Source organism: Enterobacter cloacae complex sp. 6730903 (assembly GCF_048283985.1).
GTDB lineage: Bacteria > Pseudomonadota > Gammaproteobacteria > Enterobacterales > Enterobacteriaceae > Enterobacter > Enterobacter hormaechei_C.
The window spans coordinates 68,156-86,649 of record NZ_JBLVXX010000004.1 but is presented as its reverse complement, the minus strand read 5'-3'; the positions used below and the strand labels follow the sequence as shown (position 1 = coordinate 86,649).

Annotated in this window: 11 protein-coding genes; 8 read left to right on the top strand and 3 right to left on the bottom strand. The window is 57.3% G+C overall.

Going from position 1 to position 18,494, the window contains the following annotated elements:
• Window positions 1–10: 10 nt before the first annotated feature.
• Genes glgC through glgP form a run of 3 tightly spaced genes read left to right on the top strand, consistent with a single transcriptional unit; the run spans window position 11 to window position 5,205 of the window.
• On the top strand, window positions 11–1,306 hold the full coding sequence (gene glgC, locus ACNQ0W_RS03170; protein ID WP_062933362.1) for a glucose-1-phosphate adenylyltransferase: 1,296 nt from the start codon (window positions 11–13) through the stop codon (window positions 1,304–1,306).
• Window positions 1,306–2,739 (top strand): glycogen synthase GlgA, encoded by a 1,434-nt coding sequence (glgA, locus tag ACNQ0W_RS03165; RefSeq protein ID WP_017384140.1) that lies wholly within the window; start codon window positions 1,306–1,308, stop codon window positions 2,737–2,739. The genes glgC and glgA overlap by 1 nt, the downstream gene beginning before the upstream one ends.
• 18 nt (window positions 2,740–2,757) lie before the next feature.
• Complete coding sequence (gene glgP / locus ACNQ0W_RS03160; RefSeq protein WP_006812256.1) at window positions 2,758–5,205, top strand: glycogen phosphorylase; 2,448 nt, start codon at window positions 2,758–2,760, stop codon at window positions 5,203–5,205.
• An 87-nt stretch (window positions 5,206–5,292) separates the two neighbouring features.
• On the opposite strand, the gene glpD is transcribed toward glgP, so the two are convergent.
• Window positions 5,293–6,801, bottom strand: a complete 1,509-nt coding sequence (gene glpD, locus ACNQ0W_RS03155) for a glycerol-3-phosphate dehydrogenase (protein WP_045338551.1) — start codon at window positions 6,799–6,801, stop codon at window positions 5,293–5,295.
• 302 nt (window positions 6,802–7,103) lie between these two features.
• Between glpD and glpE the strand changes: the two genes are divergently transcribed.
• From glpE to ACNQ0W_RS03140, 3 genes are read left to right on the top strand one after another with little or no spacing between them, the layout of a single operon-like run.
• Window positions 7,104–7,436, top strand: a complete 333-nt coding sequence (glpE, locus tag ACNQ0W_RS03150; RefSeq protein ID WP_062933364.1) for a thiosulfate sulfurtransferase GlpE — start codon at window positions 7,104–7,106, stop codon at window positions 7,434–7,436.
• Between the two features lie 47 nt (window positions 7,437–7,483).
• Window positions 7,484–8,314: a rhomboid family intramembrane serine protease GlpG gene (glpG, locus tag ACNQ0W_RS03145; RefSeq protein WP_062933365.1), complete on the top strand. Its 831-nt coding sequence runs from the start codon at window positions 7,484–7,486 to the stop codon at window positions 8,312–8,314.
• A gap of 16 nt (window positions 8,315–8,330) precedes the next feature.
• Window positions 8,331–9,089 (top strand): DeoR/GlpR family transcriptional regulator, encoded by a 759-nt coding sequence (locus ACNQ0W_RS03140; RefSeq protein ID WP_032655365.1) that lies wholly within the window; start codon window positions 8,331–8,333, stop codon window positions 9,087–9,089.
• 61 nt (window positions 9,090–9,150) lie between these two features.
• On the opposite strand, the gene malT is transcribed toward ACNQ0W_RS03140, so the two are convergent.
• Window positions 9,151–11,856 carry an HTH-type transcriptional regulator MalT gene (gene malT / locus ACNQ0W_RS03135; RefSeq protein ID WP_062933366.1) on the bottom strand — a complete coding sequence of 902 codons (2,706 nt, stop codon included), beginning with the start codon at window positions 11,854–11,856 and terminating at the stop codon, window positions 9,151–9,153.
• 572 nt (window positions 11,857–12,428) lie between these two features.
• Here malT and malP point away from each other — a divergent pair.
• Window positions 12,429–14,822 carry a maltodextrin phosphorylase gene (gene malP, locus ACNQ0W_RS03130; RefSeq protein ID WP_062933367.1) on the top strand — a complete coding sequence of 798 codons (2,394 nt, stop codon included), beginning with the start codon at window positions 12,429–12,431 and terminating at the stop codon, window positions 14,820–14,822.
• A 9-nt stretch (window positions 14,823–14,831) separates the two neighbouring features.
• Window positions 14,832–16,913 (top strand): 4-alpha-glucanotransferase, encoded by a 2,082-nt coding sequence (gene malQ, locus ACNQ0W_RS03125; protein ID WP_062933368.1) that lies wholly within the window; start codon window positions 14,832–14,834, stop codon window positions 16,911–16,913.
• Between the two features lie 86 nt (window positions 16,914–16,999).
• Here the strand turns inward: malQ and gntT are convergent, their stop codons facing one another.
• Window positions 17,000–18,316, bottom strand: a complete 1,317-nt coding sequence (gene gntT, locus ACNQ0W_RS03120) for a gluconate transporter (protein ID WP_047728578.1) — start codon at window positions 18,314–18,316, stop codon at window positions 17,000–17,002.
• Window positions 18,317–18,494 lie beyond the last annotated feature (178 nt).

Here is an 18,494-nt window from a genome sequence, read left to right as displayed (position 1 = left end):
GGAGTTAGTCATGGTTAGATTAGAGAAGAACGATCCGTTAATGTTGGCGCGCCAGCTACCATTAAAAACAGTTGCCCTGATACTCGCGGGCGGGCGTGGTACCCGTCTGAAAGATTTGACCATCAAGCGCGCCAAACCGGCCGTTCACTTTGGTGGTAAGTTCCGTATTATCGATTTTGCACTGTCCAACTGCCTGAACTCAGGCATTCGCCGTATTGGCGTCATTACCCAGTATCAGTCGCACACGCTGGTGCAGCACATTCAGCGCGGCTGGTCATTCTTCAGCGAAGAGATGAACGAGTTTGTCGATCTGCTCCCGGCGCAGCAGCGCGTTCACGGGGAGAACTGGTACCGCGGCACGGCGGATGCCGTGACTCAGAACCTCGACATCATTCGCCGCTATAACGCGGAATACATCGTTATCCTCGCCGGGGACCACATCTACAAGCAAGATTACTCCCACATGCTGATCGACCACGTCGAAAAAGGGGCGCGCTGCACCGTGGCGTGTCTGCCGGTGCCTGTTGCGGAAGCAACCGCGTTTGGCGTGATGCATGTAGATGGCGACGACAAGATTATCGACTTTGTCGAAAAACCGGCGAACCCGCCAACCATGCCGGGCGACGACACCAAATCGCTCGCCAGCATGGGGATCTATGTCTTTGATGCCGATTACCTTTATGAACTGCTGGAAGAGGACGGCAAAGACGAAAACTCCAGCCACGACTTCGGTAAAGATATCATCCCGAAAATTACCAAAGCTGGCATGGCGTATGCACATCCCTTCCCGCTGTCCTGCGTGCAGTCCGATCCGAATGCGGAGCCTTACTGGCGCGATGTGGGAACGCTGGAAGCGTACTGGAAAGCCAACCTCGATCTGGCGTCCGTCACGCCTGAGCTGGATATGTACGACCAGAACTGGCCGATTCGCACGCATATGGAATCGTTGCCGCCGGCGAAGTTCGTCCAGGATCGCTCCGGCAGCCACGGCATGACGCTCAACTCGCTGGTCTCTGGCGGTTGCATTATCTCCGGTTCGGTGGTGGTGCAGTCCGTGCTGTTCCCGCGCGTGCGTATAAACTCATTCTGTAATATCGATTCGGCAGTTCTGCTGCCGGATGTCTGGGTAGGGCGCTCATGTCGTCTGCGTCGCTGCGTTATCGATCGTGCCTGCATCATTCCCGAAGGGATGGTGATTGGGGAAAACGCGGAAGAAGATGCGCGTCGTTTCTACCGTTCGGAAGAGGGGATCGTGTTAGTAACACGGGAAATGTTGCGGAAGCTGCAAATCAAACAGGAGCGATGATGCAGGTTTTACACGTATGTTCTGAGATGTTCCCGTTGTTAAAAACGGGCGGCCTGGCGGATGTTCTTGGTGCATTACCAGCGGCGCAAATCGCCGGAGGGGTGGATACCCGCGTGTTGTTGCCCGCTTTTCCGGATATCCGGCGCGGTATTCCCGATGCAAAGGTTGTTACCCGTCGCGAGACCTTCGCGGGACGTATCACCCTGCTGTTTGGACATTACAATGGCGTAGGGATTTACCTGATTGATGCCCCGCATTTATACGATCGACCCGGCAGCCCGTATCACGATACCAACCTGTACGCCTATACCGATAACGTGATGCGCTTTGCCCTGCTCGGCTGGGTGGGGGCGGAAATGGCCGTCGGACTGGATCCGTTCTGGCGTCCGAACGTGGTGCACGCGCATGACTGGCATGCGGGGCTGGCTCCTGCGTATCTGGCGGCGAAGGGGCACCCGGCCAAATCGGTGTTTACGGTGCACAACCTGGCGTATCAGGGCATGTATTACGCGCATCATATGAATGACATCGATCTGCCATGGTCGTTCTTTAACATGCACGGACTGGAGTTTAACGGACAGATTTCGTTCCTGAAGGCCGGTCTGTACTACGCCGACCACATCACGGCGGTCAGCCCAACCTACGCGCGGGAAATTACCCAGCCGGAGTTCGGTTACGGTATGGAAGGGCTGCTGCAACAGCGCCACCGTGAAGGTCGCCTGTCGGGCATTCTGAACGGCGTGGATGAACAGATCTGGAATCCGGAAACGGACCTCCTGCTGGCGGCGCGCTATGGTCGCGACTCCGTGGAGGACAAAGCGGAGAACAAGCGCCAGCTACAGATTGCGATGGGGCTGAAGGTCAACGACAAGGTGCCGCTGTTTGCGGTGGTCAGCCGCCTGACCAGCCAGAAAGGGCTGGATCTGGTGCTGGAAGCGCTGCCGGGATTACTGGAGCAGGGCGGCCAGCTGGCGCTGCTCGGCGCGGGCGACCCGGTATTGCAGGAAGGTTTCCTTGCGGCCGCGGCGGAACATCCGGGGCAGGTGGGCGTGCAGATTGGCTATCACGAAGCGTTCTCGCACCGCATCATGGGCGGCGCGGACGTGATTCTGGTGCCGAGCCGCTTCGAGCCCTGCGGCCTGACGCAGCTCTATGGTCTGAAATACGGCACGTTGCCGCTGGTACGCCGCACGGGCGGGCTGGCGGATACGGTGTCTGACAGCTCCCTGGAAAACCTGGCGGACGGTATCGCCAGCGGGTTTGTTTTCGAGGACAGTAATGCCTGGTCGCTGCTTCGGGCGATCCGGCGTGCTTTCGTCTTGTGGTCCCGTCCATCCCTGTGGCGTTACGTACAACGTCAGGCGATGTCCATGGACTTTGGCTGGCATGTTGCGGCGCAGTCCTACCGCGACCTTTATCAACGCTTGATGTAACGAGGCGAAGTTACTGATATGAATGCTCCATTTAGCTACTCTTCCCCCACGCTCAGCGTTGAGGCGTTGAAACACTCCATCGCCTATAAGCTGATGTTTACCATTGGGAAAGATCCCGTTATTGCCAACAAACATGAGTGGCTGAACGCCACGCTGTTTGCGGTGCGTGACCGTATGGTCGAACGCTGGCTGCGCTCCAACCGCGCCCAGCTTTCGCAGGAGACGCGACAGGTGTATTACCTGTCGATGGAGTTTCTGATTGGTCGCACCCTCTCCAATGCGCTGTTATCGCTCGGGATTTATGACGACGTCAAAAACGCACTGGAAGAGATGGGGCTGGATTTAGAAGAGCTGATTGACGAAGAGAACGACCCGGGGCTGGGTAACGGTGGTCTCGGGCGTCTTGCCGCCTGTTTCCTCGATTCACTGGCGACGCTGGCGCTGCCGGGGCGCGGCTACGGTATTCGCTACGACTACGGTATGTTCAAGCAGAACATCGTGGATGGTCGTCAGAAAGAGTCTCCAGACTACTGGCTGGAGTACGGTAACCCGTGGGAGTTCAAGCGCCACAACACGCGCTACAAGGTGCGTTTTGGCGGGCGTATTCAGCAGGAAGGGAAAAAATCCCGCTGGGTGGAAACCGAGGAGATCCTCGCCGTGGCCTATGACCAGATCATCCCCGGCTACGACACCGATGCGACCAATACCCTGCGCCTGTGGAACGCGCAGGCCAGTAGCGAGATTAACCTGGGTAAATTCAACCAGGGTGACTACTTCGCGGCGGTGGAAGATAAAAACCACTCCGAGAATGTGTCACGCGTCCTGTATCCGGATGACTCGACCTACTCAGGCCGCGAGTTGCGCCTGCGTCAGGAGTATTTCCTCGTCTCGGCAACGATTCAGGATATCCTCAGCCGTCATTATCAGCTGCACAAGACCTATGCGAATCTGGCGGAAAAAACCGCCATTCACCTCAACGATACCCATCCGGTGCTGTCGATCCCTGAGCTGATGCGCCTGCTGATTGACGAGCATAAGTTCAGCTGGGATGACGCGTTTGAAGTAACCTGCCAGGTGTTCTCGTACACCAACCATACGCTGATGAGTGAAGCGCTGGAGACGTGGCCGGTGGATATGCTCGGCAAAATTCTGCCGCGCCACCTGCAAATCATCTTCGAGATCAACGACTACTTCCTCAAGACCTTGCAGGAGCAGTACCCGAACGATACCGGTCTGCTGAGCCGCGCCTCGATCATTGATGAATCCAATGGTCGCCGCGTACGCATGGCCTGGCTGGCGGTGGTGATCAGCCACAAGGTGAATGGCGTGTCAGAGCTGCACTCGAACCTGATGGTGCAGTCGCTGTTTGCGGACTTCGCGAAGATCTTCCCGACGCGTTTCTGCAACGTGACCAACGGCGTCACCCCGCGCCGCTGGCTGGCGCTGGCGAACCAGCCGCTCTCCGACGTTCTGGATGAGAACATTGGCCGCACCTGGCGCACCGATTTGAGCCAGCTGAGCGAGCTTGAGCAGCACATTGATTTCCCGACGGTGAACAAAGCCGTGCGCGAAGCCAAGCTGCTGAACAAGAAACGTCTGTCGGTCTGGCTGGCGCTGCATCTGAACGTGGTGGCGAACCCGAAAGCGCTGTTCGACGTGCAGATCAAACGTATCCACGAGTACAAGCGTCAGCTGATGAACGTCCTGCACGTCATTACCCACTACAACCGCATTAAGGCTGACCCGACGGCGGAGTGGGTGCCGCGCGTGAAAATCTTTGCCGGTAAGGCGGCCTCCGCGTACTACATGGCGAAGCACATCATCCATCTCATCAACGATGTGGCGAAGGTGGTGAATCACGATCCGGACATTGGCGATAAGCTGAAGGTCGTGTTTATCCCGAACTACAGCGTGAGCCTGGCGCAGCTGATTATTCCGGCGGCGGATCTCTCTGAGCAGATTTCCACGGCGGGGACGGAAGCATCCGGCACCAGCAACATGAAGTTTGCCCTGAACGGCGCGCTGACTATCGGCACGCTGGACGGCGCAAATGTCGAGATGCTGGAGCATGTGGGGGCGGAGAATATCTTTATCTTCGGGAATACGGCGGAAGAGGTGGAGGCGCTGCGCAAGCAGGGCTACTCGCCGCGTGAGTATTATGAAGAGGATGAAGAGTTACGCCAGGTGCTGACGCAAATCGCCACCGGCGTGTTTAACCCTGAGGAGCCCGGACGCTATCGCGATCTGGTGGACTCGCTGATTAACTTTGGCGATCACTATCAGGTGCTGGCGGATTACCGCAGCTACGTGGATTGTCAGGATAAGGTGGACGAACTGTACCGTCAGCCGGAGAAGTGGACCAGCGCCGCGATGCATAACATCGCCAACATGGGGTACTTCTCGTCGGACAGGACCATCAAAGAGTATGCCGAGAATATCTGGCATATTGATCCGGTGCGGTTGTAAAAACAAAGCCCGGTGGCGCTGCGCTTACCGGGCCTACGGGATCGAGTAGGCCGGGTAAGGCGGAGCCGCCACCCGGCTTTTTTTCAATTACGACGCCAACGACAGTTCACGCTTTCCCGCATGCTGCTGCAACCACTGCGCCACGCGAGACTGCTGCTCGGCATTCAGCCACATCCCTTCTTTAGTACGACGCCAGATGGCATCGTCCAGACGGCGCACCCATTCGTGTTCCACCAGATAGCGCAGCTCGGCTTCGTACAGCTCATGGCCAAAATGCTCGCCCAGATCGGCAATCTCTTTCGCGTCGCCGAGGAACAGTTCGGTGTTGCTGCCGTAGGTGCGGGCATAGTGACGCGCCATTCCTTCGGTAATGAACGGGAAGCGACGGCGCAGCTTCGCGGCGTAATCGTCGCGGTTATCGCCGATATCGCCGCCAGGCAGCACGGCGCCTTTCGTCCACGCCGGGCCGATGCCTTTGTAATACGGCGCCAGTTTCTCCAGCGCGTGCTCCGCCAGTTTACGGTAGGTGGTGAGCTTACCGCCAAACACCGACAGCAGGGGCGCCTGACCGTCCACGTCATGAATATCAAGCGTATAGTCACGGGTGATGGCCTGCGGTGAGTCAGACTCGTCATCACACAGCGGACGCACGCCGGAGTAGGTCCAGACCACGTCATCGCGCGCCAGCTGTTTCTTAAAGTGCGCGTTGTACACTTTCAGCAGGTAGCTGACTTCACTCTCGTCGATCTCTACGTTTTTCGGATCGCCTTTGTACTCTACGTCGGTGGTGCCGATGATGGAGAACTCGTCCATCCACGGGATCACAAACACGATGCGCTTGTCTTCGTTTTGCAGGATATAAGCCTGTTTCTGGGTATGCACACGCGGCACCACAATGTGGCTGCCCTTGATCAGGCGGATGCCGTACGGAGAAGGCAGGTGCATACCGTCATCGAAGAACTGTTTTACCCACGGGCCGGTGGCGTTCACCAGACCGCGCGCTTTCCAGCTGAACTTCTCGCCGGTATCCACGTCTTCCGCTTCTACAATCCACAGGCCGTTTTCGCGGCGTGCGGCGGTCGCGCGGGTACGGGTTTTCACCTCGCCGCCTTTCTTCTCGACCATCTGCGCGTTAGCCAGCACCAGACGCGCATCGTCCACCCAGCAGTCGGAATATTCGAAACCGCGCACGATTTCAGGCTTAAGGACCGACTCTGAGCCAAAACGCAAACCAGTCGAACCCGGCAGGCTGGTGCGTTTACCCAGATGATCGTACATAAACAGACCAATGCGGATCATCCACGCCGGACGCAGATGCGGGCGATGTGGCAGGCGGAAACGCATCGGGATCGCCAGATGCGGAGCCATTTTCAGCAGTACTTCGCGTTCGGCCAGCGCTTCGCTGACCAGGCGGAATTCGTAGTGTTCCAGGTAGCGCAGGCCACCGTGGATCAGCTTGGAGCTGGCGGACGACGTCGCGCAGGCGAGATCGTTAGCTTCCAGCATCAGCACGGATAAACCGCGTCCTGCGGCATCAACCGCAATACCGGCACCGTTGATGCCACCGCCTATCACAATCAGATCTTTGGTTTCCATAACACCCTCATGCACTTTCGTTAAAGCTCAAAAATGTTCGATATCGCTCATAATAGCAAAGGAACGCGCTTTTGGTAACATCAAAAAAACAATTTAGAGTGATATGGATAACATAATGGCGTTTACCCGCCGCCAGGACGTACACTACGGGGTAAAATAGTGCGGTCTGATGCCCTCTCCCCTCACCCTAACCCTCTCCCCAGAGGGGCGAGGGGATGGTTTGCTCCCTCTCCCTTTTAGGGAGAGGGCAGGGGTGAGGGTCAGCAAGCCGCATAAAATCTGAATAATCGAAAGAGAACACCATGGAACAGTTTGAATGTATTAACGTAGAAGAAGCCCACCAGAAGATGCACCAGGGAAAAGCGGTGCTGGTGGACATCCGCGATCCGCAGAGCTTTGCGATGGGCCACACGCCGGGCGCGTTCCATCTCACCAACGACACGCTGGGCGCGTTTATGCGCGATAACGACTTCGATACCCCGGTGATGGTGATGTGCTATCACGGCAACAGCAGTAAAGGCGCGGCGCAGTATCTGCTCCAGCAGGGTTACGACGCGGTGTACAGCGTCGAGGGCGGCTTCGATGCCTGGCATCGTCATTTCCCGGCAGAAGTTGAATACGCGTTTGAGCGCTGATCCCGCTATACTGTCCCCTTTTGTGTGGAAATAAGCGACCGCTGCCCATGTTGATGATCACCTCTTTTAGCAACCCGCGCGTCGCCCAGGCGTTTGTCGACTATATGGCGACGCAGGGCATTATCCTGACTATTCAGCAGCATACACAGACGGATGTCTGGCTGGCAGACGAAAGCCAGGCCAGCCGCGTGAATGACGAGCTGGCGCGTTTTCTGGAAAACCCGGGCGACCCGCGTTATCTGGCGGCAAGCTGGCAATCCGGCCAGACCGGCAGTGGCCTGCACTATCAACGTTTTCCGTTTCTCGCCACCCTCCGCGAGCGCGCAGGACCGTTTACGCTGCTTTTGATGGCAGCCTGCATCACCGTCTTCATTATTATGAGCGTGGTGGGCGACCAGAGCGTGATGATTGCCCTCGCATGGCCCTACGATCCCTCCCTGCAATTTGATGTCTGGCGCTACTTCACGCATGCGCTGATGCACTTCTCGGTGATGCATATCCTCTTTAACCTGCTGTGGTGGTGGTATCTCGGCGGGGCGGTGGAGAAGCGGCTCGGCAGCGGCAAGCTGATTGTGATCACCCTTATCAGCGCCCTGTTAAGCGGCTACGTGCAGCATAAATTCAGCGGTCCGTGGTTTGGCGGGTTATCCGGCGTGGTGTACGCCCTGATGGGTTACGCCTGGCTCAGAGGCGAGCGCGACCCGGATAGCGGCATCTATTTACAACGTGGATTAATAACCTTTGCGTTAATATGGCTTATTGCCGGATGGTTTGATCTGTTTGGTATGTCTATCGCCAATGGTGCGCACGTTACCGGCCTGGCGGTCGGGCTGGCGATGGCGCTGGCCGATACGCTCCATGCGCGAAAACGAACATAATTCTCAGGGACATTTGATGAAACAAACACAACGTCATGACGCCATTATCGAACTGGTAAAAAAACAGGGATACGTCAGTACTGAAGAGCTGGTGGAGCAGTTTGCCGTCAGCCCGCAAACCATCCGTCGTGACCTCAACGACCTGGCCGATCAGAACCGTATTCTGCGTCACCACGGCGGCGCCGCGCTGCCGTCCAGCTCGGTGAACACCTCATGGCATGACCGTAAGGCGACGCAAACGGCAGAGAAAGAGCGTATCGCCCGTAAAGTGGCGAGCCAGATCCCGAACGGCGCGACGCTGTTTATTGATATCGGCACCACCCCGGAAGCGGTCGCCCATGCGCTGCTAAACCACGAGAACCTGCGCGTGGTGACCAACAACCTGAACGTGGCCAACACGTTGATGCAGAAAGACGATTTCCGCATCATCCTCGCGGGCGGCGAACTGCGCAGCCGCGACGGGGGCATTATCGGCGAAGCGACGCTCGATTTTATCTCTCAGTTCCGCCTCGACTTCGGCATTCTGGGGATCAGCGGCATCGACACCGACGGCTCGCTGCTGGAGTTTGATTACCACGAAGTGCGCACCAAGCGCGCGATCATTGAGAACTCACGCCACGTAATGCTGGTGGTGGATCACTCCAAGTTTGGCCGTAACGCAATGGTGAACATGGGCAGCATCAGCATGGTGAATGCGGTCTACACCGACGTGATGCCGCCGGCGGGCGTCATGCAGGTGATTAAAGATAATAATGTGCAGTTAGAGTTGTGTTGAAAAGCCGTTCTCCCTCTCCCTGTGGGAGAGGGCCGGGGTGAGGGCATCAGGCCGCACAAAACTAAACCCCGTATCCCATCATCTTCAACAGCTGCTGCGCATGCTGCACCGCATCCTGTCGATGCGCCACGCCCAGCTTCTGATACAGATTGCGAATGTGCGTTTTAATGGTGGTCGCCGCCACCGCCAGCTCACCGGCAATCTGCTCGTTGCTGTAGCCTGAGTAGATCAGCCCCAGCACCTGCCATTCACGCTGGGTGAGCGGGCTGGTGCGGATAAGCTCCGGCACTTCCGGATGGTTCAGCAGACGTTCAACAAAGTTTTCATCGAAGTGCGCAAACTTGTGGCGATGATGCTGGTTGATCTCGCGCAGAATGCGCTGGGCGCGATGCTGATCGAGTTCCGGCAGCGTGTTGAGCTGAATCAGCTGGCGCAGCTGCTGGGCCATCACTTCACCCTCAATCACAAAGTGGCTGATAAACCCGGTGCGGTTCGCCAGCTGCAACGCTTCCAGCAGTACGCGCTGGGCATCATTTTTACGTCCCGCCTGCCAGTAAAGCTGGTTTAACAGCAGCAGGTTGCGGTTTAAATCGCTCATCAGGCGCAGGCTGCGGGCGTTTTCGTTTAACTCTTCCAGCACGATCTCCGCAGGCTCAAAGTCACCCAGCAGGATCTGCACGCGGGCGATGTTGCGCCACTGGCTTTGCAGGAAGTGGTTATTGGCAAATTCCGGTTTAGGCGTATGACGCAGCCAGTTGGCGGCGGACTTTTTATCGCCGGTCATCTGCCAGTAAATCACCCGGACCTTATCGGCGTTGGATACCCAGTCGCTATGGTACTGCCCGTTGCCGAGCAGGTTTTCCAGGCGGTTAAGATGGTTGCGGGCATTATCCAGGTCGCCGCGCGCCAGCGAGCACTGCACCAGCAGAGCCAGACACTGGAGCTGCTGCTGCGGCTGGAAGCTCGAAAGGACATTCAGACCCTGGCGGGCGCAGCTTTCCGCTTCATCCAGACGCGACCATGCCCACAGCAGCTGAGCGCGAATACGCAACAGGAACTCGTGCATCGGCAGCTGTTCCAGATGCTGTTCACGGATCAGCTGGAACGCTTTCTCCTGGTTTTCCCAGGCGGCTTGCAGGAACCCCTGAGCAAATAAAATCTCGCTTTGCTGGATCAGACTCCACAGGGCGTAATGCCAGACATCGTGTCGGCGCGCCATCTGTTCGGTTTGCTGCATGAGTGAAAGCGAACGCGTGAGATCGCCCTTACAGTGCAGCACTTCGCCGTGTACCGAGGTGGCGACAATACGGCTGTAAAAATTCGCCAGCGGCAGCTCATCCAGCGCGACCATCGCCAGCCGTTCGGCTTCATCAGGGTCACCGTCGTTAATCGCCACCTGCGCACGCAGGGCGTTAAATTCGCCATGCAGGGTGGTATCCATCTCGCTTTCCATCTCCTGCTCGGCGCGCGCCAGCAGGGTGTTCACTTCGCTGTAGCGATGCTGGCTCTGCATCAGCCAGGCCTGGAGCAGCACCAGACGCGGGTTCTCCAGCAGGCTTTCCCACGGCAGCGCTTTTAACGACTCTTCCAGCAGCGTCAGTTCGCTGTGGTTGAACAGTCCCCACGCGTGGTTGAGCAGAATATCGCGCAGCATACCGGCATCCCCGGCGGCCAGCGCATGGTGGATAGCCTCACTCGGAAAACCTTGCGCCATCCAGCTTTCGGCGGCGGCGCGGTGAATGTCAGGCAGCTCTGCGGCCAGTTCCCACTGGCAACGCTGACGCAGGAAGCTGCCAAACAGCGGATGGTAGCTAAACCATTCGCCGTGATCGTCCATGCGCGTCAGGAACAGACCCTGACGTTCAATCTCTTCGAGCTGAAGCTGCCCGTTTTCAATGCCGGTGACGCGCACAATCAGCGCATCGTTCATGGAACGCAGCAGGGAGCTTTTCAGCAGGAAATGGCGGGTGGAGAGGTCAACGCTGTCGAGTACTTCATCCACCAGATAATCCGACAGGTGGCTGGCGTTGATGCCCGCCAGGCGGCGTGCGGACTGATGCGTCGGGCTGTTGTTTTGCCGCGCGGAGAGGGCAATCAGCTGAAGCGCCGTGGCCCAGCCGGCAACGTCATCGCACAGGCGGCTGCTTTCCGACGCCTCAATCGGAGACGTCAGGCGGCAGTCAAAGAACTGCTTCGCTTCCTGATGGGTAAAGGCCAGCTGCTGACTGCCGATTTCCAGCAACTGATCGCGCACGCGCAGGTTGGCAATGCCCAACTGCGGAAGGTTACGCGACAGGACAACCAGCGTCAGGTTTTCCGGCTGATGGCGCAGGAAGAAACGCATGGACTCGTGAATAACCGGGTTGGTGATCAGATGATAATCATCAATCACCACATACAGCGGGCGATGCCATTCGGCCAGCTCGATAAACAGCTGGGAGAAAAGAGAGGACAGGCTGGCGTACTGGCGCTTCTGCACCATCACTTCGCTGGTGACGCAGTGTCCGTTGGTTGCCTGCTGAATCGCGGCAATTAAATAGCTGGCAAAACGCTCCTGCTGGTTATCACCTTCATCCAGGGAGTACCAGCCAAGATCGTTTTTACCTGCCGCCCATTGCGAAATGAGCGTTGTTTTTCCATAACCCGCAGGACTCGTAACCAGCGCCAGTCGGAAATTATGCGCACCGGAAAGTTTAGCCAGCAGGCGCTCGCGGACCACAGTATGGTCAAGACGAACCGGGCGACTTAATTTGGACGGAATCAACATAGTTTTCACTTCACTGTGGGGAACGAGAGAATTTATTTTTTTTGCGCTTCGTAATTAATATCTATAAGTTCGGCCAATAGAGGAACTATTGCAAGTTATGTCTGGGTTTGGAGGCTCTGAATTTGCACTCTGTCACAAAACATTCTCATCACTGATGGAACTTTCCGTAATTGGCTGGATGCCGCGCTGCTTCTGGCTTGCCTGCATAAGGCGCGGTTGCGCTGAAACTGGTTTCAGAAAGAGATAATGACGCTGAAGTTAATTAACTTCAGGGAAAGTTGCATGGGCTTAATAGTGGTGCTGAATAATCCCGACGCGCGGAAATATTATTCTACGTAAGTAATCATTTCAGCGATGATAACTTTCCTCCGAAACTGCATTTCATTTCTTTGACGCTCTTCCGGGATCGCTTTTTCCGCGAAGCGCACACTTACACAGTGGCCTCGATCACACTTTTATGCTCATCCCCGCTACTCCTCCCTGCCTAATCCCCGACAGGAGGAGGAAGAGGCGCAATGAGCCAGGCACACTAGCGCCAAATGTGTTTTCTCTCTACAGGATGCCGATTCCCTATGTCACAGCCTACTTTCAACAAAGCTCAATTTCAGGCTGCCCTGACGCGTCAGTGGCAGCGTTTTGGCCTTCATGCTGCAAACGAGATGACGCCTCACCAGTGGTGGCAGGCGGTGAGCGGGGCGCTCGCAGAGCAGCTGGACGCTCAGCCTGTGGCGAAGCCTGTGAAAGGCCAGCGTCACGTCAACTACATTTCGATGGAGTTCCTGATTGGTCGTCTGACGGGCAACAATCTGCTGAACCTTGGCTGGTATCAGGACGTCGGTGACGTGCTGAAAGAACACGACATCAACCTGACCGATCTGCTGGAAGAAGAGATTGACCCGGCGCTGGGTAATGGCGGTCTGGGACGTCTGGCAGCCTGCTTCCTGGATTCCATGGCAACCGTGGGTCAGTCGGCAATTGGCTATGGCCTGAACTATCAGTATGGCCTGTTCCGTCAGTCATTTGCCGACGGCCATCAGATGGAAGCGCCGGACGACTGGCACCGCAATACCTATCCGTGGTTCCGCCACAACGCGCAGCTGGATGTGCAGGTCGGGATTGGCGGGAAAGTCACGAAGCAGGGACTCTGGGAACCGGCGTTCACCATTACCGGTGAAGCCTGGGATCTGCCGGTACTCGGCTACCGTAACGGCGTGGCGCAGCCGCTGCGTCTGTGGCAGGCGAAGCACGCGCATCCGTTTAACCTGACCAAATTCAACGACGGTGATTTCCTGCGCGCCGAGCAGCAGGGGATCGATGCCGAGAAGCTGACCAAAGTCCTCTACCCGAACGACAACCATCTGGCGGGTAAAAAACTGCGTCTGATGCAGCAGTACTTCCAGTGCGCCTGCTCCGTGGCGGACATTCTGCGTCGCCATCACCTGGCGGGCCGCAAGCTGGCACAGCTGCCGGACTTCGAAGTGATTCAGCTTAACGACACGCACCCGACCATTGCCATCCCGGAACTGCTGCGCGTGCTGATCGACGAGCATCAGCTGAGCTGGGATGACGCCTGGGCCATCACCAGCCGCACCTTCGCCTACACCAACCACACCCTGATGCCGGAAGCGCTGGAGTGCTGGGATGAGAAGCTGGTGAAAACGCTGCTGCCGCGCCATATGCAGATCATCAATAAGATTAACGACCAGTTCAAAACGCTGGTGGAGAAAACCTGGCCGGGCGACAAAGCCGTCTGGGCGAAGCTGGCCGTGGTACACGACAAACAGGTGCGCATGGCGAACATGTGCGTGGTCAGCGGCTTTGCGGTGAACGGCGTTGCCGCGCTGCACTCGGATCTGGTGGTGAAAGATCTCTTCCCGGAATACCACCAGCTGTGGCCGACCAAATTCCATAACGTGACCAACGGCATCACGCCGCGTCGCTGGATCAAGCAGTGCAACCCGCTGCTGGCCGGCCTGCTGGACAAGACCCTGAAGAAAGAGTGGGCCAACGACCTGGACCAGCTGATCAACCTGGAAAAACAGGCTGACGACGCGAAGTTCCGCGAGCAGTACCGCGCCATTAAGCTGGAGAACAAGGTTCGTCTGGCTGAGTTCGTGAAAATGCGCACCGGAATTGAGATCAACCCGAATGCGATTTTCGATATCCAGATCAAACGTCTGCACGAGTACAAACGTCAGCACCTGAACCTGCTGCACATTCTGGCGCTGTACAAAGAGATCCGCGAGAACCCGCAGGCTGACCGCGTCCCGCGCGTGTTCCTGTTCGGTGCGAAAGCGGCGCCGGGCTACTACCTGGCGAAAAACATTATCCTTGCCATTAATAAAGTGGCGGCGGCGATTAACAACGATCCGAAAGTGGGCGACAAGCTGAAGGTGGTGTTCCTGCCGGACTACTGCGTCTCTGCGGCTGAAATGCTGATCCCGGCGGCGGATATTTCCGAGCAGATCTCTACCGCCGGTAAAGAAGCGTCCGGTACCGGCAACATGAAGCTGGCCCTGAACGGCGCGCTGACCGTCGGCACGCTGGACGGTGCGAACGTCGAAATCGCCGAGAAGGTCGGCGAAGAGAACATCTTTATCTTCGGCCATACTGTTGAAGAAGTGAAAGCCATCAAAGCCAAAGGGTATGACCCGGTGAAATGGCGTAAAAAAGACAAAGTGCTGGATGCGGTGCTCAAAGAGCTGGAAAGCGGGAAGTACAGCGACGGCGACAAGCACGCGTTTGACCAGATGCTGCACAGCATGGACAAACAGGGCGGCGACCCGTACCTGGTGATGGCTGACTTCTCTGCTTATGTTGAAGCGCAGAAGCAGGTCGACGTGCTGTATCGCGACCAGGATGCCTGGACCCGCGCGTGTATCCTGAACACCGCGCGCTGCGGTATGTTCAGCTCTGACCGCTCAATCCGTGATTATCAGGCTCGTATCTGGCAGGCAAAACGCTAAGGAAGCGCGATGGAGAGTAAACGTCTGGACAGTGCCGCGCAGGCGGCGGGAATTAGCCTCAGTTACATCAATGCGCACGGCAAACCGCAGTCTATTGGTGCGGACACCAAAAGACGTTTGCTGGATGCCATGCACAAAACCGACGCGAAAGCGTCGGGTGCGCCGGTGCCGAACGTGAAGGTCTTTACCGCGGGCAAAAAGATGCCGCTGGCGGTGGAAGGGCGCGGCGAGTTCAGCTGGCTGCTCACCACCGAAGAGGGGCATCAGCACAAAGGCCATGCCACCGGCGGCAAAACCCTCAACCTTCCGGCGAAGCTGCCGGAGGGCTACCACACGCTTACGCTCACCCGGGACGACCAGCGTTTTCACTGCCGGGTGATCGTGGCGCCAAAGCGCTGCTATGAGCCGCAGGCGCTGCTGGAAGGCAAAAAGCTGTGGGGCGCCTGCGTGCAGCTCTACACCCTGCGCTCGGACAGCAACTGGGGAATCGGCGATTTCGGCGATCTGAAAAAGATGCTGGCATCTGTTGGTGAGCGCGGCGGGGCATTTATCGGCCTCAACCCGATCCACGCGCTCTATCCGGCCAACCCGGAAAGCGCCAGCCCGTACAGCCCGTCGTCCCGTCGCTGGCTGAACGTGATTTATATCGACGTTAACGCGTTAGACGATTTCAAAAACAGCAAAGAGGCTCAGGCGTGGTGGAAGCTTGAGACCACGCAACAGTTGCTGAAACAGGCCCGCGATGCGGACTGGGTGGATTATGCCTCCGTGACCGCGCTGAAAATGGCGGCTTTGCGTCTGGCGTGGAAAGGCTTTGCGAAACGCGACGACGAGCAGATGGCAGCCTTCCGCCAGTTTGTGATGCAGGAAGGTGAGAGCCTTTACTGGCAGGCGGCGTTTGATGCGCTGCATGCGTATCAGGTTCAGGAGGACGAGATGCGCTGGGGCTGGCCGGTGTGGCCGGAAGCGTATCAGTCCGTGGATACCCCGGAAGTGAAGGCGTTCTGTGAGACGCATGCCGACGAGGTGGATTTCTATCTCTGGTTGCAGTGGCTGGCGTACAGCCAGTTTGCCGCCTGCTGGCAGGTGAGCCAGGGCTATAACATGCCGATCGGGTTGTATCGCGATCTGGCCGTCGGCGTGGCGGAAGGCGGGGCGGAAACCTGGTGTGACCGTGAGCTTTACTGCCTGAAAGCTTCTGTGGGGGCGCCGCCGGATATTCTGGGCCCGCTCGGTCAGAACTGGGGCTTACCGCCGATGGATCCGCACGTGATGACGGCGCGTGCCTACGAGCCGTTTATCGACCTGCTGCGCGCTAACATGCAGAACTGCGGCGCGTTGCGTATCGACCACGTGATGTCCGTGCTGCGCCTGTGGTGGATCCCGTACGGTGAAACGGCTGACCACGGGGCGTACGTGCAGTATCCGGTGGACGACCTGCTCTCAATCCTCGCGCTGGAGAGTAAACGTCATCAGTGCATGGTGATTGGCGAAGATCTCGGTACCGTGCCGGTGGAAATTGTCAGCAAGCTCCGCGACAGCGGGGTTTACTCCTACAAAGTGCTCTATTTTGAAAACGACCATGAGAAAACCTTCCGCGCGCCGAAAGCGTACCCTGAACAGTCAATGGCAGTCGCGACGACGCATGATCTTCCTACGCTCAGAGGCTACTGGGAAAGCGGCGACCTGACGCTCGGCAAAACGCTGGGTCTCTACCCGGATGAAGAGGTTCTGCGTGGGCTGTATCAGGATCGCGAGCTGGCGAAGCAGGGGCTGCTGGATGCGCTGCATAAGCATGGCTGTCTGCCGAAGCGCGCCGGGCATAAGGCGTCGCTGATGTCGATGACGCCAACGCTTAACCGTGGCTTACAGCGCTATATTGCCGACAGCAACAGCGCGTTGCTCGGTCTGCAACCGGAAGACTGGATTGATATGGCGGAGCCGGTAAACATCCCCGGCACCAGCTATCAGTACAAAAACTGGCGTCGCAAGCTGTCCACAACGCTTGAAGCGATGTTCGCCGATGACGGGGTGAACAGGTTGATTAAGGATTTGGACAAGCGGCGAAAAGCGGTGGGTAAGAAGCGGTAGTTTCACCCTCACCCTAACCCTCTCCCAGAGGGAGAGGGAATAGAATGTAGGCCGGGTAAGCGTCAGCGCCACCCGGCTTTTTTACATCAAACCACCATATTCAACAGCAGCACCCCGATCAGACCGCACACCGAAATGATGGTTTCCAGCGCGGACCAGGACTTGATGGTTTCACCGATGGTCAGGTTGAAGTACTCCTTGAACAGCCAGAAGCCCGGATCGTTCACGTGGGAGAAAATCACGCTACCGGAACCGACCGCAATAACCATCAGCTCAGGGCTTACGCCCGTGGTCGCAATCAGCGGCGCAACGATACCGCCTGCGGTAATCGCCGCAACGGTCGCAGAGCCCAGCGCAATACGCAGCACCGCGGCGATAGACCACGCCATCAGCAGAGGGGAGACGTTGGTTTCATGCATCATGGCCGCGATGTATTTATCCACGCCGCTGTCGACCAGCACCTGCTTGAACGCGCCGCCACCGCCGATGATCAGCAGCATCATGGCAATGATTTTGATGGAAGAGGTCAGCGTGTCGTTGATCTGATCCATGGAACGACCACGGTTAAGACCGAAGGTGAACATGGCGATCAGGACCGCAATCAGCGTTGCCATCACCGGGTCGCCCAGGAACTCCGCAACGGACAGGAACGCGTGACCTTTCGGCAGAACCATCTCTGCTATGGCACGCATCGCCATCAGGATCACCGGTACCAGTGAGGTCCAGACGCTGACGCCAAAGCCTGGCATCTCTTCTTCAGTAAAGGTTTTGGCGCTGTACAGCCCTTCCGGGATAGGCTTATCAATGCCTTTCAGGAAGCGGGCGTACACCGGGCCTGCCAGAATCACCGTCGGGATCGCCAGAATCGTACCGAACAGCAGGGTTTTACCCATATCGGCGTGGAAGATGGTGGCGATAGCCGTTGGGCCCGGGTGCGGCGGCAGGAAGCCGTGGGTCACGGACAGCGCCGCAGCCATCGGCACACCCACGAACAGCAGCGGGATGTTGGCGGCAGCGGCGATGGTGAACACCAGCGGCAGCATCAGCACGAAGCCCACTTCATAGAACAGCGCGAAACCGACGGTAAAACCGGTTAACACCACCGCCCATTGAATGTTCTTCTTACCAAATTTGTCGATCAGCGTGGTGGCAATACGCTGTGCGCCACCGCAGTCCGCGAGCATTTTACCGAGCATGGCGCCGAAGCCCATGATCAGCGCCAGGCTGCCGAGCGTACCGCCGACACCGGCTTTAATGGAGCTGATAACTTTAACCAGCGGCATTCCCTGCATCAGACCGACTGCAAGTGCCACCAGAACCAGAGCGATAAATCCGTTCATTTTGAAGCGGATCATCAAGAGCAGTAATAACACAACACCGATAGCGACGATGACTAATGGCATGATTGACCTGGCCTTTGAATTGTTATGGGTAACGTCATTGTTTCAACGACAAATTCCGGTTGTCCCAACTGGGAACAGAGTGTTAACGGCACTCATACTGATGCCTGCGAAAACGTTAAGTTTAGTCGGCTGTTATAAGGGTGTTGAGTGCCCATGGGAATGATACGGGTAACATGAC